Origin of the sequence: Streptomyces turgidiscabies Car8, assembly GCF_000331005.1 — a bacterium.
GTDB classification, from domain to species: domain Bacteria; phylum Actinomycetota; class Actinomycetes; order Streptomycetales; family Streptomycetaceae; genus Streptomyces; species Streptomyces turgidiscabies.
On sequence record NZ_AEJB01000328.1, the window covers coordinates 16,314 to 32,253 of the forward strand.

Below are 15,940 nucleotides of genomic sequence, written 5' to 3' on the forward strand. Positions count from 1 at the left end.
AGCGCGGCAGTGGGGGCGATGCGCAGGGCGCCGGCCGGGCGGATCACGTCTCGCCCGTCCCGCCCACCTCGCTCGTCTCGTGGACGAGAGTCGCATCGTTCGGCTCGGCCGTGCCTCGGCCGTACGGCCGATACGGCGAGGGGGCGGATCGTGGCGGAATTGCGGCACGTCTCGCCGGTGGGCCGCATGGCAGCCCGCCCCGAGAGGCGTGCTGCCCCAAGCGATTCACGGACCGCGTCATCCCTGGAGCTGACGCGACGGCATCCCGGAGGCTGACGAATCGGCTGCCGCCGTCACCCCCAGGTGGTCAGCTTTTCGGCTGATCCGCGGGGGCCTGTGTGAATCGGACGATGGAGAGGTCCCCAGCGGGGCGGGCCTGGACTCCCGTGTCCACGTGCTGTCTTCGGCGGTCTGTGTCCGCCGGTGAGGCCTGTGCCCCGCGCTGTCTCTGCCGTCGATCGGAGTCGTACCCGTGACCACCGCCTCGCCCACCGGCCCCCGCACCGCCACCCCCACCGTGGCCGCCCGCGCCACACAGCTCTCCAAGGTCTACGGGCAGGGTGACACCCAGGTGGTCGCCCTCGACCAGGTCAGTGTCGGCTTCGGGCAGTCCCAGTTCACCGCGATCATGGGGCCCTCCGGGTCCGGCAAGTCCACGCTGATGCACTGCGTCGCCGGGCTGGACTCCTTCTCCTCCGGCTCGGTGCGCGTCGGCGACGTCGAGCTCGGCTCCCTGACGGACCGGCAGCTCACCAGACTCCGCCGGGACAAGGTCGGATTCATCTTCCAGGCGTTCAACCTGCTGCCGACCCTCACCGCGCTCGAGAACATCACGCTCCCGATGGACATCGCGGGCCGGACACCGGACCGCGAATGGCTGGACACCGTCATACAGATGGTCGGTCTGTCCGGCCGGCTCAGTCACCGTCCCGCCCAGCTCTCGGGCGGCCAACAGCAGCGTGTCGCCGTCGCCCGCGCCCTCGCCTCCAAGCCGGACATCGTCTTCGGGGACGAGCCGACGGGAAACCTGGACTCGCGTGCGGGGGCCGAGGTTCTCGGGTTCCTGCGTGACTCCGTACGGGAGTTGGGCCAGACCGTCGTCATGGTCACCCATGATCCGGTCGCCGCGGCCTACGCGGACCGGGTCATCTTCCTCGCCGACGGACGGATCGTCGACGAGATGTACGAGCCCACCGCGGACCGGGTCCTCGACCTCATGAAGTCGTTCGACACCAAGTTCCGCACGACCTGAGCAGACCTGAGCCGAGCCGGGCCGGGCCGAACCGACGCGTGTCCTGATCGACCCTCACCCTCACCCTTCCCTCCACCTCCCCGGGACCACACCACCATGTTCCGCACAGCCCTGCGCAACGTCCTCGCGCACAAGGCCAGACTGCTGATGACCCTGCTCGCCGTCATACTCGGCGTCGCGTTCGTCTCCGGCACCCTCATCTTCAGCGACACCTACAAAAGCGCCTACGGCAGCCAGGCGGCGAAGAGCTACGCCCACGTGGATGTCCAGGTCGTGGAGAACACCGACTACTCCGGTGAGAACACCGGCATCAGCCGGAAGACGTTCGACGAGATCGCCCGACTCGACGGGGTCGCCGACGCCGCCGGACGGGTCGAGGGGTCCGCCTCCGTCGCCGACAGGGACGGCGGGCTCATCAGCGCCGGCATGTTCAACGCGGGCGCCAACTTCGCGCCGGGGAAGAGCGGCAAGGACCGGCTCTACGAGTTCACCGACGGCAGCGGGCCCACCGAGCCCGGGCAGGTCGCGCTCGACAAGAGGGCTGCCGAGAAGGGTGGTTACCGCGTCGGTGACACCGTGCCCGTCGCCCTCACCGGTCCGGCGAAGACGTACCGGCTCTCCGGCATCTTCACCACCGAGAACACCTCGGTGGCCCAAGGCGGCAGCCTGGTGCTGTTCGACACTCCGGTCGCTCAGCGGCTCTACCTCCGGCCGGGCGTCTACGAGTCCGTCACCGTCACCGCAGCCCCGGGTGTTTCGAGCTCCGAGCTCGCCGCCACCGTCAGGAAGGTGCTCCCCGACTCCGCGACGGCCAAGACGGGCCGGCAACTCGCCGACGAGGAGGCCAAGAGGGCGGCGGCAGACGCGTTGACGCTGGGTACCCTGCTGCTCGCCTTCGCCGGGGTCGCGCTCTTCGTCAGCGTCTTCCTGATCGCCAACACCTTCACCATGCTGGCCGCCCAGCGCACCAGGGAACTCGCTCTGCTGCGTGCGGTCGGTGCCTCCCGCAGGCAGGTCACCCGGTCCGTGCTGACCGAGGCGATGGCGGTCGGCGTGGTCGCCTCGGCCGCCGGTCTCGGGCTCGGCGCCGCCATCGCTGCCACAGCGCGCTCCGTGGCCGATTTCGGCGGCGGGAAGATCCCGGACGGGCCGCTGGCCGTCACGTCGACAACCGTTCTGGTCGCGGTTGTCGTCGGTGTCCTCGTCACCATGGTGGCCGCCTGGCTGCCCGCCCGACGTGCCGCGAAGATCCCGCCGGTCGCGGCGATCGGCAGCGCGCACCTGCCGGCCACCACCAAATCCCTTGTCCTCCGGAACACCCTCGGCGGAATCGTCACACTGCTCGGCGCGGCGATCGTCGTCGCGGGCGCCGGGGCCGGTGGTTCGCGCGGTGCGAAGATCGTCGGGCTCGGTGCCTTCTTCGCGGTGATCGGGGTCATCGTGCTGATCCCGTTGCTGTCCCGGCCCGTGATCGCGGCCGTACGGCCGCTGCTGCGGCGCGGCTTCGGGATCTCCGGCAAGCTCGCGGGCCAGAACGCGGTCCGCAGCCCGCGCCGTACCGGCGCCACCGCCTCCGCGCTGGCCATCGGTCTCACACTGGTCAGTGGTCTGACCGTGCTCGGGGCCACCCTCGGTCAGTCCGCGGACAGGATCACCGGCGACATCGTCAAGGCCGACTACATGGTCATGGACGACGGGACGGGCCTGGACGCCTCGGCGGTCGCCGCGCTGCGCAAGGTCGGGGGCGTCAGCGCGGTGTCGCAGGAGCAGGGCGGGCTGATGACGGTCGGCCGCAGCATGCAGCAGGTTTCCGGCGTCACCGCGGCGGACTTCCCGAAGACCATCCACCTCACGGTGGTCTCCGGCTCACTGGACACACTCACGAAGGGGCAGATGGCCGTCGCCGACGACGTCGCGAGGTCCAACGGCTGGAAGACCGGAGACACCCTGCCGGTGGGGTACGAGGACTCCGAGCGCGGCAGGCTGACCGTCGGGGCCATCTTCGAGAGCAACACCGTCGTCTCGCCGGTCGTCGTCTCCACGGACGTACTCAAGCCGCACCAGGACGAGAGCCGGATCCTGTGGATCTACGTCAAGACAGACGGCAGCACGAAGGCGAAAGCACTCGCCGATGCCGTCGCCGCGCACCCGGGGGCCACGGTGGGTGACCGGCAGGTCATCCGCGACCACTTCAACGGGGATGTCGACACCACGGTGAACATCCTGTACGGGCTGCTCGCGATCTCCCTGGTCATCGCGGTGCTGGGGGTGGTGAACACCCTCGCGATGTCGGTCTTCGAGCGGCAGCGGGAGGTCGGCATGCTGCGAGCGGTCGGGCTCGACCGGCAGGGCGTGACGCGCATGATCCAGCTGGAGTCCGTGGTCATATCGCTCTTCGGCGCGCTGATCGGGCTCGCGCTCGGTGCCTTCCTGGGCTGGGCCGTCTGTGAGGCCACGAAGGCGGACATACCCGGATACATGCTGGTACTGCCGTGGGACCGGTTCGGGCTCTTCCTGCTGCTGGCGGCACTGGTCGGCCTGCTGGCCGCACTGTGGCCCGCCCGCAGCGCCGCCCGGCTGAACATGCTCACCGCCATCAAGGCCGAGTAGGCCGAGCGGGGCGTCGTCGCCGCCCGTCCGGCCGGCCCTTGCGGGAGCGGCCGGACGGGCGGCCTCGCGTCAGCGCGTCGCGGGCCTCTTCAGGAACTCCGTGAGGGTCCGCGTCAGGGTGTTGTGGGCCGGGGCCGCGAAGAGCGGGTCGAGGTGGTTCATGGCGTCGTCGGTCTGGTAAGTGGCGTACGGAATACGGGAGTTGGCCACGACGGTGTGCGCCGCCTGTTCGATCGTGCCCTGGGCGTAGCTCGTCCCGAAGGCGTACAGCGGTATGTCGAGGCGGTCGGCGTGACGCAGCCGAAGGCCCAGGGAGCGGGCGAGCGCGGAGTCGGTGTAGGCGTCCGTGACGTCGAGGTCGACGGAGAGCCGGGCCGGCCAGTACCACTCCCACACGGCCGGCACCGGACCGGCGTACGACGCCGCGACCCGGCTTATCGGGGTGATCCCGGCGTCGATCCAGCCGCGTGTGTCTCCACTGTCGGCGAGGTGTCCGGAGTGCACGGTGATGGCGTTGGGCCAGCCGAATCCCGCGTCCACGAGGACGCCCAGCAGGCCCGCGTTGGTGACGGTGTACGGCAGGCTCAGGGCGTCGGGCAGCCGGGGCTGGAGCACCGAGGGGCCGGCGGGGTCGTGCAGGGCGTAGTGGCCGGCGAGCTGGTACCAGATCTGGGTGCTCTCCGCGCGGCTGCCCAGACCCACACCGCTCAGGGTCAGGTCGAAGACCGCCCCGGCGTCGATGGCCGCGAGCCGTTCCCGTATCTCCTCCGGCGAGTCGAGGACCGGATCGCCCGTTCCGTCGAACGCCCCGAGGACTCCGCCGTCGACGACCACGAGCCCCGCGAGGTCCCGGTAGCCGGGGCAGCCGTCGAAGTCCCAGGCCGCGTACGCCATCGCGGTCGTCGCTCCCCAGGAGTGCCCGCCGAGCACCACGCGCCGGCCACCGCGCCCCGCCGACCGGACGACGGCCCGGAGATCGGCGAGGGCGAGGGGCAGGCCCCAGCGCGCGGCGAAGGGGGAGGCGGCCGGGTCCTGGACGCGGTAGTGGCCGTCCAGGTAGTAGGCGAGGGGGTCCGGACTCCCGAAGCCCGAGCGGTCGGCGAGGTTCTCCTCCCGCCGGTCGAGGGCCCACACCTGCAGGCCGGGCACGCCCGCGACCAGGTCACGGGCCAGCAGCCGGAAGTCGTTCGCGGCGCCGAACATGCCGGGCACGAGTACGAGGACGGTGGCCGCCGAGTCGGGGCCGACCTTGAGGACATGAACCCGGTCGGTCCCGGCAGGGCCGCCCCCGCCGCCCACGGGCACCGGCACGTACGGCTCCGGGCCGGCGGCGCCCTGTCCGGTGGCGTCCGGTGTGCGTCCTGCGGCCAGTACGGATCCGGCACCCGTGCCGGCCGAAGCCGAAGCCGAAGCCGGGGCCGAGGCCGAGGCCAGTGCCAGACCGCCGATCATTCCGCCCAGCACCGTACGGCGCGGCAGACGGCTCGTCATCTCACGTACCTCCAAGGAGAGTTGATCGAGATCAGCTTCTCTCTCCCTCTCGGAGGCCCGCGCACCAGGGGTCACTTGCGCGGTCTCTCGGCGGACCTGGCGTCGGAGCACGGGCCGGTCCTTGTCGACGGGTCGCGCCCGAGGTGGGACCGGGGAGGCCGCGGGCCTGCGTTTTGGCCCACCGGCCTCCCCGGCCGCAGTCCAAGTCGGCCCGCGGGCTCGGCGGCCACCCCTCACGACCACCTTGTACGGCCAGGTCGCCGAGGCCGGAGACCGCCGACGGTGTGGCCGTACAGCTCGCGTCCTGCCCGGGAGAAACGGCCCCGGTCGGGCACGTACCTCGTCATGATCGGCTGCGGCGCCCGTCCAGGTGCCCCGACCGGAGCCGGCGCACCCTCTCGCTCGCCCTCGGCCCGGCCCGGTCACAACCCCGCAGGCCCCCTGGCCGACGCCCGGGCCGAGACGCCGGCGCCCGTCGCCCCCCGCTCGCGCACCCGGCGTACGAGGTCGGCGGCGGCCTCCGGCCATTCGGCGTGTTCGAAGGTGAAGCCCGCGTCGAGCAACCGGCCCGGGACGACACGGCGGCTCTTGAGCAGGAGTTCGGTGTCCGAGCGGAGCGCGAACGCGCCCAGCTCCGCCATCCACCGCGTCGCCGGCAGGCCCACCGGAACACCCCACGCGGCGCGCAGCGCCTGCATGAACGCGCGCTGCGGGAGGGGGTGGGGAGCGGCGAGGTTCACGGGTCCGGCGAGGTCGTCCCGGCCGGCCAGGAACTCGACGGCGCGTACGAAGTCGTGGTCGTGGATCCAGGACACGTACTGCGCGCCACCCGCGACCGGCCCGCCGAGGCCGAGCCGGGCCAGCCGCAGCAGGACGTCGAGGACACCGCCGCGATCCGGGCTCATGACCATGGCGGTCCGCAGGGCGACCTTGCGCGTGGCGGGCGTCGCGGCCTGCTCCTGGGCCCGCTCCCAGGCCTTGGCGATCTCGACGCTGTACGCCCAGTAGTCCGGTACGCCGGGTTCGGTGCCGCCGATGACGCCGGTCGCCTCGTCGTTGGGGGCGTCGAAGCGGTGGGCGTAGACGGTGGCCGTGCTCATCTGGAGCCAGAGCCGGGGTGGCCGCGCGGCGCCCGCGATCGCCTCGCCGACGACCCGGGCGGAGTGCACACGCGAGTCCATCATGGCCCGCAGGTTGGCGGGGGTGTAGCGGCAGCTGACGCTGCGGCCCGCCAGGTTGATCACGACGTCGCTGCCGTCGACCGCCTCGGCCCAGGCGCCCAGGGTCTCGCCGTCCCAGCTGATCTCGCGGGCGCGCGTCGGCCGCCTCGTCAGGACGGTGACGTCGTGACCGGCGGCGGTGAGCGCACGGTTCAGGACCGTACCCACCTGGCCGGTTCCTCCGGGTATGACGATCTTCACGGCTTCCCCCATGACTCGGAACTGGTGCCACGAGCGTACCGCAAATATTTGAACGCGTTCAAAAGCTACCTGTGACGAACTGTGGGTTGGATCTGAGTAGGTCGTGAGTAGGTCGGCCCGGGTACCCCGCCGACCGGTTGCTCGGTAACTTGCGTACCTGCCAGTGACGTTCGAGCCTCGGACGGGAGGATGAGGGCCGCGATGACTGCCGGGCGGGGTTCACGCGCGCTGCGGGCCACGGTGTTCGCGGCCGTCTGTGTGCTGCTCGCCGCCCTCGGCCATGTGCTGATGTCCGGCTCCTCCGTCGACCGGTGGACGCTGGCCGCCGGGGCCGTGGTCACGGGTGGCGCGGGCTGGTGCCTGACCGGGCGCGAGCGCGGACTTCCCCTGGTCGTCGCCGTGGTGGTCCTCGCCCAGGGCGCGCTCCACTCGGTGTTCACGATCACCCAGGGCCTGGTCCCGGGCGCCGCCGGTACGGCGACGGACTCCATGAACATGACCCACACCGGCACCGGTACCGGCGCCGACATGGGCACGAGCATGAACATGGGCGTGGGGGCGGGTGCGGGTCACTCGGCCCACGGCGGCTACGGCACGGACGTCCTGTCCTCCTCGTACAGCATGCTCGCCGCCCACACGCTCGCCGCACTGCTGTGCGGACTGTGGCTGGCCCATGGGGAGCGGGCCGCGTTCCGCATCGTGCGGGCGGTGGCCGGCCGGCTGGCCGCGCCGCTGCGGCTGATGCTCATGCCGCCCGCGACACCGGCCTGTCTCCGTCCCGGTCTCCGCCCGCGGCGCAACCGCTCGGACCGGGCGCCACGCCTGCTTCCGCTCGTCCACACGATCACGTCCCGGGGCCCGCCGGCCGGAGTCGCTGTCGTCTGAGACAGCTGGCTCCCCGGGCCGCTCAAGTCGGCGCCGACGTCATTCCGTCGGCCCGTGCGGGTGCTCCGGGCCCCGGCCGCGCCCACTTTCACGGGACGGCCGACCTCCCCCCGCCGGTAGCCGGCGGCGCGCGCGTGCACGTCTCGCGCACCGCCTCGCCGCCGCCCTTGCCCCGCCCGCGTGTCGTACTGCCGCGCGGGGCGTTCGAGGGCCGCCCTGCCGGATTCCGGATGATCCGAGAAGGACACCAGGTGATCACTCCCGTACCGCCCGCCCCGACCCTCGCGGGCTCCGCAACCCTCGTGGGCTCTACCTGCCTCGCGGGCTCCGCGGCCCCTCCGGTCGACGAGTCGATAACCGCCTGGGCGCTCGCCGCACGTGGTGGCGACCCGGTCGCCGTCGAACGCTTCGTCGGCGCCCTGCACCGCGATGTGGTGCGGTACGTCGCCCACCTCTCCGCCGATCCGCAGGCCGCCGACGACCTCGCCCAGGACACGTTCCTGCGGGCGCTCGGCAGTCTCCACCGGTTCGAGGGGCGGTCCTCCGCCCGCTCCTGGCTGATGGCCATCGCGCGGCGAGCGGTGATCGACAGCTTCCGGCACGCCGCCGCCCGGCCCCGGCTCCACGACACGGAGGACTGGCGCCTGACCGTCGAACTGGCCCAGCCAAGCGGGCTGCCCGGCTTCGACGACGGGGTCGCGCTCCTCGACCTGCTGGCCGCACTGCCCGACGAACGCCGCGAGGCGTTCGTCCTCACGCAGCTGATGGGGCTGCCCTACGCGGAGGCGGCCGAGGTCAGCGACTGCCCTGTGGGGACGGTGCGTTCACGTGTGGCCCGGGCCCGCGCGACCCTCGTCGGCCTGCTCGCCGAGGCCGAGATCGAAGCGGCGCCGAAGGCCGCGTCCGAGGCCGCCGACGGGCCTGCCTCGGCGGTTCTGGCCGCCTGACGAGAGCGGCACGCCAGGGGAGGTGGTCACGGCTTCGCCCGGTCCGCCTCCTCCGGCAGCAGAGCGCACATCGTCTCGCGCTCCTCGGGGCCGATCATCGCCAGCCCCGACGAGACGGTGTCGGCCAGCGTCGGCGAGGCCTCCGCGAACAGGCGGCGACCCTTGCCGGTGAGGGACACCTCGACGCCCCGCTTGTCGCCGCACACCGAGCGCCGGGTGACCAGCCCGGCGTGGGCGAGGCAGGCGATCTGGTAGGTGAGCCGGGTCTTGGGACGCCCGAGCAGTTCCGCGATCCGGGTCATCCGCAGGCCGCCCCCGGGCCGTTCCGCCAGCAGGCACAGCACCAGGAACTCGTCGTGGGATACCCCGAGCGTGTCCTTGAGGACAGGGCCGAGCCGCTGCTCGATCGCCCCGGTGGCGGCCAGCAGGACCATCCAGCCCCGTAGCTCGGCCGGGAGCAGCCCGCCCTCCTCCGCGGCGGGACAGGTGGGCGGGTCGGCGGGGTGTTCGGAAGGGGCGGCCATGCCTCGATTCTAGCGGTTGTCCAATTTTGAACGAGGGGTTGTTCATATTTGGATAACGGGCTAGCGTGACGCCATCACCCCATCGTCCAAATTTGGATGACCGGGTCACGTATCTCGCGCACCTCGCACGACCCTCGTTCCTGTCAGGAGACAGCTCATGACCGTTGCCGTGGAAACCGGCCTGTGGCAGCTCGACCGGACGGCGTCCACCGTCGCCATCAAGCACAAGACGATGTGGAACCTGGTCACCGTGCAGGGCACCTTCGCCGTCACCGGCGGCGGTGGCGAGGTCCTCCCCGACGGCTCCGCCACGGGCACCGTGACCCTGGACGCCGCGTCCCTGGACACCAAGCACGCCAAGCGCGACAAGCACCTGCACGGGGCCGACTTCTTCGACGTCGAGAACCACCCCGAGATCACCTTCGCGGTGCGTGGCGCCGAACTCCGCGACGGTGACTCGGTGCACGTCACCGGCCAGCTGACCGTGCGCGGCATCAGCCGCCCCACGAGCCTCACCGCACGCCTCACCGACACCGGCGCAGGCGCGCTCACCCTGGACACGGAGTTCAGCGTGGACCGGGACCAGTTCGGCCTGGGCTGGAACCAGTTGGGCATGATCCGCGGCCGTACGACGGTCACGGCCACCCTCCGCTTCACCCGCACCCCCGCCTGAGGGGCGACGCCGCAGGGCGCTACGGACGCTCGCCCGGCAGCCGGACGTCCATGCTCGACAACGTGTCAGGCGACGCGGTGAACACCCGCAGCCGGATACGGGTACCCGGGCGCCGGGGCACGTGGAACACCGGCCCGGGCGGCCGGAGCCGGTAGACGGCGCTCGCGTGCGCGGGCAGCGTGGCCGGACCCTTGACCACCTTCCACCACCGGCTCATGCCCTGGCCGGTGGTGAACGTGAAGTGCGGCGACAGCGCGCTGTCGTCCGTGTTCGTGACCCGGAGGGTCAGCTCCGACACGGAGTCCGGACGGATCATGAGCACCTTGGTCACCCGCATCCGCAGCGGCGCCGAACCCGTGGCCGCCACCGCCGCGCTCGCCAGCGCCGGTACGAGGAGCAGCGCGGCGGCCGCGATCAGCGCCGGGCGTCGGCGCGGACCCGACAGGAAGCGCGGCCGGGGCTGCCACGCCCCGGCGAAGGATGCGGCCGGTGTGGTCACGGCCGCCGCCAGCCAGAGCGGGGTCATCAGCAGGTAGTAGCCGTCCTGTGAACGCGTCGCCAGGAAGAACGCGCACCACGGCAGCACCGTCGCCGCCGGCCCGAGCCGCCGCACGAACAGGACGAGCAGCGCCAGCAGGGCCCCGGTCAGCAGCATGCTCGCGAGGCTGTACCAGGCCAGCCGGCCGCTGCCGCCGGTGTAGTACAGCGCGATGCCCACCAGGCCCTGCCCGTGGATCGTCGCGTTCTGCGTCAACGGCAGCGCGACCCCGGCCGCCCAGGTGCGCGGCTCGCTCACGACGAAGTACGTGTTGATCAGCAGCCATACGGTGACCGCCGTCCCGGCGATCCGCAGCACCACCCCGGCGGCCGGCCGGGCGCCCAGCTCGCCCCGGCGCACGGCGTAGATCCCGGCCAGCAGGAACGGCACGAGGAACCACGGCAGTTGCTGCGCCGCGCAGGCCGCGCCCAGACAGGCGCCCCGCGCGAGGCCGCCCCACCCCAGCCGCCCGCCGGCACCGATCCTCGGCCAGTGCACCACCACCGGGATGAGCAGGGCGAGCCCGATGATCGCCGGGTAACCGAGCCGCGCGTAACTGGGCAGGAACCCGAAGCCCAGGCACGCCATGGTCGCCGCCGACCGCCACGGCACCGGCAGCAGCCGCCACAGGGTCACCGCGCCGACGAGCAGCGCCCCGGTCGTCACCGCGGTCGCCGCGAGCGCGCCGTGCCCGAGCCACAGAAGAGGCGCGGTCAGCAGCAGGGCCAGGGGCGGGTAGCCGTACGTGAGGTCGTAGCCGCCGTTCATCGTCGGCGTCAGGGCCACATCGGGGTTGTGCTGGAAGAGCCACGGCCAGGGCTGCCCGTACACCGGGTGCCCGGCGACCAGTTCGCGGGCGGCCTGCGCCGTGAGGACGCCCTCGTCGCCACCGGCGTGGTTCAGGGCGAACGTGCACAGGGTCAGTGTCACGGCGGTGACCAGGACGCACAGATCGAGGCGGGCGAGCGAACGCGTCCGGCGTACGGTCAGCGCCAGCACGCCGCTGACCAGGATCGACAGATAGCAGAGCGAGATGGCGGCGGCGACGACCAGCCGGTGACTGGCGGCCTGCGTCCAGACCGCACGCGTCCCGATGAACAGACTGACGGTCGCGAGCAGCGTCAGGACACGATGCCACTGCGCGGGCGCGCCGGCCTCCGGGGGCCGGGGTCGCGGGGGGCCGGTCTTCGCCGTGACGTCCGGCGCCGTTTCTGCCAAGTGCACGACACCGGAACGTAATCGTGCCCGGTGTGCCGCGCGGGGGTGGAGGTGAAGGGTCCGGTGTGAGGCCGGTAAGAATGTCCGCCAGTAGCCTTTTATGACGATTCGGGAAAACCTCAGGCCATGCGGTCAGTACACGTGTAGGGCACATTCAGTCAGTACCCGTTCAGTCAGTACACGTCGCGCACATAGCGTTTCGCCGCCGTCAGCTGCTTCACGTACGCGCCCGCCTCGTCCTCGCTCAGACCGCCGTGCGCCACCGCGACGTCCCGCAGCGCCCGGTCCACGTCCTTCGCCATGCGTGAGGCGTCGCCGCAGACGTAGAAGTGGGCGCCCTCCTGGAGCCAGTGCCACAGCTCGGGCCCGTGCTCGCGCATCCGGTCCTGGACGTAGACCTTGTTGCGCTGGTCGCGGGAGAACGCGGTGTCCAGGCGGGTCAGCGTGCCCTCCGACACCAGGCCGGCCAGCTCGTCCTCGTAGTAGAAGTCGGTGGCGCGGTGCTGCTCGCCGAAGAACAGCCAGTTCGGCGCCGTGTGCCCGAGCGCCCGGCGTTCCTGCAGGAACCCCACGAAGGGCGCGACCCCCGTCCCCGGCCCGACCATCACCATCGGCGTCGAGGCGTCCGCGGGGGGCCTGAAGTGCGGCGCGCGCTGGACGAAGACCGGGACCGCCGTGTCCGGCCCGGCGTCGGCCAGGAAGGGCGAGCAGACTCCGCCGCGCGGGCGGCCGTGCAGGTTCTCGTACCGGACCACGGACACCGTCAGCGACACCCGGGTCGGGTCGACGAGGGGGCTCGACGATATGGAGTACAGACGGGGCTGGAGCCGTCGCAGCACCTTCACCCACTCCTGCGCGGACGCCCGCACCCCGTACTCGGCGACCACGTCGACGGCCTGCCGTCCCCAGGACCAGCGGGCCAGGCCGTCCTTGTTGTCGGACCGCATCAGCTTCTTCAACTCACGGTTGTCCCGGGCCCGTTCGGAGACGAAGCGCAGCAGGTCGGGGGTGATCCGGGTGATGTCGAGCTGCCGGTGCAGTGCCTCGGAGAGCGAGAACATCCCAACTCCCTCGACTTCCACGCCGGTTGACGCGTCCAGTCCGGTCACGGCCAGCCATTCCTCCACCAGGGCCGTGGAGTTGACGGGCCGCACCCCGAGCGCGTCACCCGCTTCGTACGTGAGTGCCGTACCGCTGGTGTCGAAGGTGAACCGGCGCACCTCCTTGGTCGCGCCGGGCAGGCTGAGCAGCCGGTTGCCGACCAGTCGGGCGGGGGAGGGTGCGGGCTTGGCGGACCGGAAGGTGGGTGCGGAGACCGGGGCGGACGCCGTGCCCACGTCCTGCTTCAGGGGGGAACTCGCTTGCTCTGGCGCGTCCTTGCTGTCCTTGCTGTCCTTGCTGTCCTTGACGTCCTGCGTGTCCAGCACGTCGAGCACCTGGTCGAGCCACGCGTCCGCCGACGGCTCGAAGTCGGGCTCGCAGTCGGTGCGCGGAGTGATCCGCACCGCCCCCAACTCGTCGAGCCGCGCGTCCAGTCGGCGCCCGTGCCCGCAGAAGTCGTCGTACGAGGAGTCCCCCAGCGCGAGGACGGCGTACCGCACGCCGTCCAGCCGCGGTGCCTGCTCCCCGGAGAGCGTGTCCCAGAAGCCGGAGCCGTTGTCGGGGGCGTCGCCGTCGCCGAAGGTGCTGGTGATGAAGAGGAGATCGGCGCTGCGTGCGAGGGCGGTCACATCGGCCTCGTCCATACCGACGAGCCTCGCCCGGTGCCCACCGGCGTTCAGCCGCTCGGCGGTCGCACCGGCGAGTTCCTCGGCGTTGCCCGTCTGCGAGGCCCACAGCACGACGACCTCGCGTCCGTCGACCTGGACCCCGACACCGACCCGTTCCTGCGGCGGAGCCTCCACGGTCCTGGAGTACATCCCGGCGAGCATCCCGTTCACCCAGTCGGCGTGCTCGGCGCTGAACGGAGCGGAGGCCGGCAGCACGGGAATCCCCACGGCGCCGGCGGGCAGCCCGGCGAGGAAACCCGAGAGGTACTGACGCTCCTGCGCGCTGAGCACGGGCGGGGGAGCGGGAGTGAACGCGAACTCCGGTACGGCGACCGGGGCTTGAGGACGGGCGGGCTCGGGGGCGGCAGGGGGCCGCACCTGGGCCTCGGGCCGGTGCACCCTCACCAGGGAGACCGCGCACACCTTGAACTCCGGCTGCAGGGACAGCGGGTCGACGGCGTCGCTCGTCACGGCGTTGATGCTGAGGTACTCCCCGAAGAGGTCGTTCCAGTGGAAGGGCGCGAAGACGCAGCCCCGCCGCACCCGGTCGGTGACGACCGCCGGCAGCACGGCCCGCCCGCGCCGCGAGGCGACCTCGACCGAGTCGCCGTCCACGACCCCCAACTCCTGGGCGTCCTCGGGATGGACCTCCACGAACGGCCCGGAGTTCAGCTTGTTGAGCTTGGCGACCTTCCCCGTCTTGGTCAGCGTGTGCCACTGGTGCTGCACGCGCCCGGTGTTGAGAACGAACGGGAAGTCGTCGTCGGGCAGTTCGGCGGCGGGCAGATGCGGCCGGGCGTGGAAGACACCACGCCCACTGGCCGTCGGGAAGCGCAGCCCGTCCGGCTCCTCCCGGTAGCGAACGGGATTGCGCGCGGGCCCGTCCACCGAGGCGGCCGGCCACTGCACGGGAGTCTCCCGCAGCCGCTCGTAGGTGACCCCGCGAAGGTCCCACCCGGTCTTCGGGTTCCACGCCCGCTTGAGCTCCTCGAAGACGTCCTCCGCGCTCTCGTACGCGAAGCCCTCGAACCCCATGGCGCGGGCGACGTCCGCGATGATCCGCCAGTCGGCCATGGCGTCGCCCGGCGGGTCGACGGCAGCGCGGGCGAGGGTGAGGTTGCGCTCGCTGTTGACGAGGACGCCCTCCGCCTCGGTCCACATGGCGCCGGGCAGCACGATGTCGGCGTACGCGTTGGTCTCCGTCTCCGCGAAGACATCCTGGGTGACGACGAACTCGGCGGCCTCCAGGCCCTCGATCACCGTACGGCGGTTGGCGACCGAGGCGACCGGGTTGGTGCAGATGATCCAGCAGGCCTTGATCTGCCCCTCGGCCATCCGCCGGAACATCTCGATCGTGCCGAGCCCGGCGCCGTCCTTGCGCAGCGTGCCGGCCGGCAGCTCCCACAGGTCCTCGACGAACGCCCGCTCCTCGTCCACCAGTACGGACCGCTGGCCGGGAAGCCCCGGCCCCATGTACCCCATCTCCCGGCCGCCCATCGCGTTGGGCTGACCGGTGAGGGAGAAGGGCCCGCTGCCGGGGCGGCAGATCGCGCCGGTGGCGAGATGCAGGTTGACCAGGGCGTTCGTGTTCCAGGTGCCGTGCGTGGACTGGTTGAGCCCCATGGTCCAGCAGCTCATCCACTCGCCGGCCTCCCCGATGATGCGCGCCGCTTCCCGGATGTCGTCCTCGGGGATGCCGGTGATCGCGGAGACGGCGTCCGGCGTGTAGTCGGCGAGGAAGGCCGGCATCTCCTCCCAGCCCTCGGTGTGGGCGGCGATGAACTCCTGGTCCGTGTACCCCTCGGCGTGCAGGAGGTGGAGCAGCCCGTTGAGGAAGGCCAGATCCGTGCCGGGCCTGATCTGCAGGAACAGGTCGGCCTTGGCGGCGGTGGCGGTACGGCGTGGGTCGACGACGACGAGCCTGGCCCCCGCCTTCACCCGCTCCATCATCCGCAGATACAGGATCGGATGGCAGTCGGCCATGTTCGACCCGATGACGAGGAAGGCGTCGGCGAGGTCGAAGTCGTCGTACGAGCCGGGCGGCCCGTCGGCGCCCAGCGACAGCTTGTATCCGGTGCCCGCGCTGGCCATGCACAGCCGGGAGTTGGACTCGATCTGGTTCGTGCCCACGAACCCCTTGGCAAGCTTGTTCGCCAGATACTGCGCCTCCAGGCCCATCTGCCCGGAGACATAGAAGGCGACGGCGTCCGGCCCGTGCTCGTCGACGATGGCCCGCAGCCGCCGGGCGGTCTCGGCGACGGCGTCCGCGACGGGCGCCGGCACCAGTTCCTCGCCCCGGTCGTCGAAGCCGTCCCGGACCAGCGCGGTGGTCAGCCGGCCGGGCGCACTGAGCATGTCGGCGGTGGTGGCCCCCTTGGTGCACAGCCGTCCCGCGTTCGCGGGGTGCGCCTTGTCCCCGGACGCCTTGAAGACCGTACGCCGCCCGTCGGGTCCGAGCCCGACGTCCAGCACGATTCCGCAGCCCACCCCGCAGTACGAGCACACCGTTCGTACCTGCGTGGTCGTGGGGGTAGTGGTCACGTGCTGCCTTTCTCCGTCTTCCGTCGTTCTTCATGCCGGGCCCGCTGCTCATGAGCGTACGAATTGCCCGT

10 protein-coding genes are annotated in these 15,940 nt (G+C 71.7%); 5 read left to right on the forward strand and 5 right to left on the reverse strand.

Annotated elements, in window-relative coordinates:
* Window positions 1-472 precede the first annotated feature (472 nt).
* Together STRTUCAR8_RS22040 and STRTUCAR8_RS22045 are read left to right on the forward strand one after the other, a co-directional pair.
* The gene (locus tag STRTUCAR8_RS22040; protein ID WP_006378111.1) at window positions 473-1,252 is read left to right on the forward strand and encodes an ABC transporter ATP-binding protein; all 780 of its coding nucleotides are present in this window, start codon (window positions 473-475) and stop codon (window positions 1,250-1,252) included.
* 96 nt (window positions 1,253-1,348) lie between these two features.
* A complete protein-coding gene (locus tag STRTUCAR8_RS22045; RefSeq protein ID WP_006378138.1) occupies window positions 1,349-3,862 on the forward strand; it encodes an ABC transporter permease in 2,514 nt (837 codons plus the stop codon).
* Window positions 3,863-3,931: 69 nt separating this feature from the next.
* Here the strand turns inward: STRTUCAR8_RS22045 and STRTUCAR8_RS22050 are convergent, their stop codons facing one another.
* Complete coding sequence (locus STRTUCAR8_RS22050; RefSeq protein WP_006378116.1) at window positions 3,932-5,353, reverse strand: alpha/beta hydrolase; 1,422 nt, start codon at window positions 5,351-5,353, stop codon at window positions 3,932-3,934.
* Window positions 5,354-5,775: 422 nt separating this feature from the next.
* Window positions 5,776-6,774: a TIGR01777 family oxidoreductase gene (locus tag STRTUCAR8_RS22055; protein ID WP_044472643.1), complete on the reverse strand. Its 999-nt coding sequence runs from the start codon at window positions 6,772-6,774 to the stop codon at window positions 5,776-5,778.
* Window positions 6,775-6,975: 201 nt separating this feature from the next.
* Here STRTUCAR8_RS22055 and STRTUCAR8_RS22060 point away from each other — a divergent pair, with 201 nt between their 5' ends.
* Together STRTUCAR8_RS22060 and STRTUCAR8_RS22065 are read left to right on the forward strand one after the other, a co-directional pair.
* On the forward strand, window positions 6,976-7,659 hold the full coding sequence (locus tag STRTUCAR8_RS22060; protein WP_006378105.1) for a hypothetical protein: 684 nt from the start codon (window positions 6,976-6,978) through the stop codon (window positions 7,657-7,659).
* Window positions 7,660-7,910: 251 nt separating this feature from the next.
* Complete coding sequence (locus tag STRTUCAR8_RS22065; RefSeq protein WP_006378112.1) at window positions 7,911-8,606, forward strand: sigma-70 family RNA polymerase sigma factor; 696 nt, start codon at window positions 7,911-7,913, stop codon at window positions 8,604-8,606.
* A gap of 26 nt (window positions 8,607-8,632) precedes the next feature.
* Here STRTUCAR8_RS22065 and STRTUCAR8_RS22070 read toward each other — a convergent pair whose 3' ends face one another.
* Window positions 8,633-9,130 carry a MarR family winged helix-turn-helix transcriptional regulator gene (locus tag STRTUCAR8_RS22070; RefSeq protein WP_006378115.1) on the reverse strand — a complete coding sequence of 166 codons (498 nt, stop codon included), beginning with the start codon at window positions 9,128-9,130 and terminating at the stop codon, window positions 8,633-8,635.
* 157 nt (window positions 9,131-9,287) lie between these two features.
* Here STRTUCAR8_RS22070 and STRTUCAR8_RS22075 point away from each other — a divergent pair, with 157 nt between their 5' ends.
* Window positions 9,288-9,803: a YceI family protein gene (locus STRTUCAR8_RS22075; RefSeq protein ID WP_006378136.1), complete on the forward strand. Its 516-nt coding sequence runs from the start codon at window positions 9,288-9,290 to the stop codon at window positions 9,801-9,803.
* A 19-nt stretch (window positions 9,804-9,822) separates the two neighbouring features.
* On the opposite strand, the gene STRTUCAR8_RS22080 is transcribed toward STRTUCAR8_RS22075, so the two are convergent.
* Window positions 9,823-11,565, reverse strand: coding sequence for a hypothetical protein (locus tag STRTUCAR8_RS22080; RefSeq protein ID WP_006378121.1), 1,743 nt, complete (start codon window positions 11,563-11,565; stop codon window positions 9,823-9,825).
* A 167-nt stretch (window positions 11,566-11,732) separates the two neighbouring features.
* Complete coding sequence (locus STRTUCAR8_RS22085; protein ID WP_006378126.1) at window positions 11,733-15,869, reverse strand: bifunctional nitrate reductase/sulfite reductase flavoprotein subunit alpha; 4,137 nt, start codon at window positions 15,867-15,869, stop codon at window positions 11,733-11,735.
* Window positions 15,870-15,940: the final 71 nt, after the last annotated feature.

Excerpts from the sequence above, each read along its gene's own strand:
- STRTUCAR8_RS22045 (WP_006378138.1), top strand. The coding sequence starts at position 1,349 with ATGTTCCGCACAGCCCTGCGCAACGTCCTCGCGCACAAGGCCAGACTG.
- STRTUCAR8_RS22050 (WP_006378116.1), bottom strand. The coding sequence starts at position 5,353 with ATGACGAGCCGTCTGCCGCGCCGTACGGTGCTGGGCGGAATGATCGGC.
- STRTUCAR8_RS22060 (WP_006378105.1), top strand. The coding sequence starts at position 6,976 with ATGACTGCCGGGCGGGGTTCACGCGCGCTGCGGGCCACGGTGTTCGCG.
- STRTUCAR8_RS22070 (WP_006378115.1), bottom strand. The coding sequence starts at position 9,130 with ATGGCCGCCCCTTCCGAACACCCCGCCGACCCGCCCACCTGTCCCGCC.
- STRTUCAR8_RS22075 (WP_006378136.1), top strand. The coding sequence starts at position 9,288 with ATGACCGTTGCCGTGGAAACCGGCCTGTGGCAGCTCGACCGGACGGCG.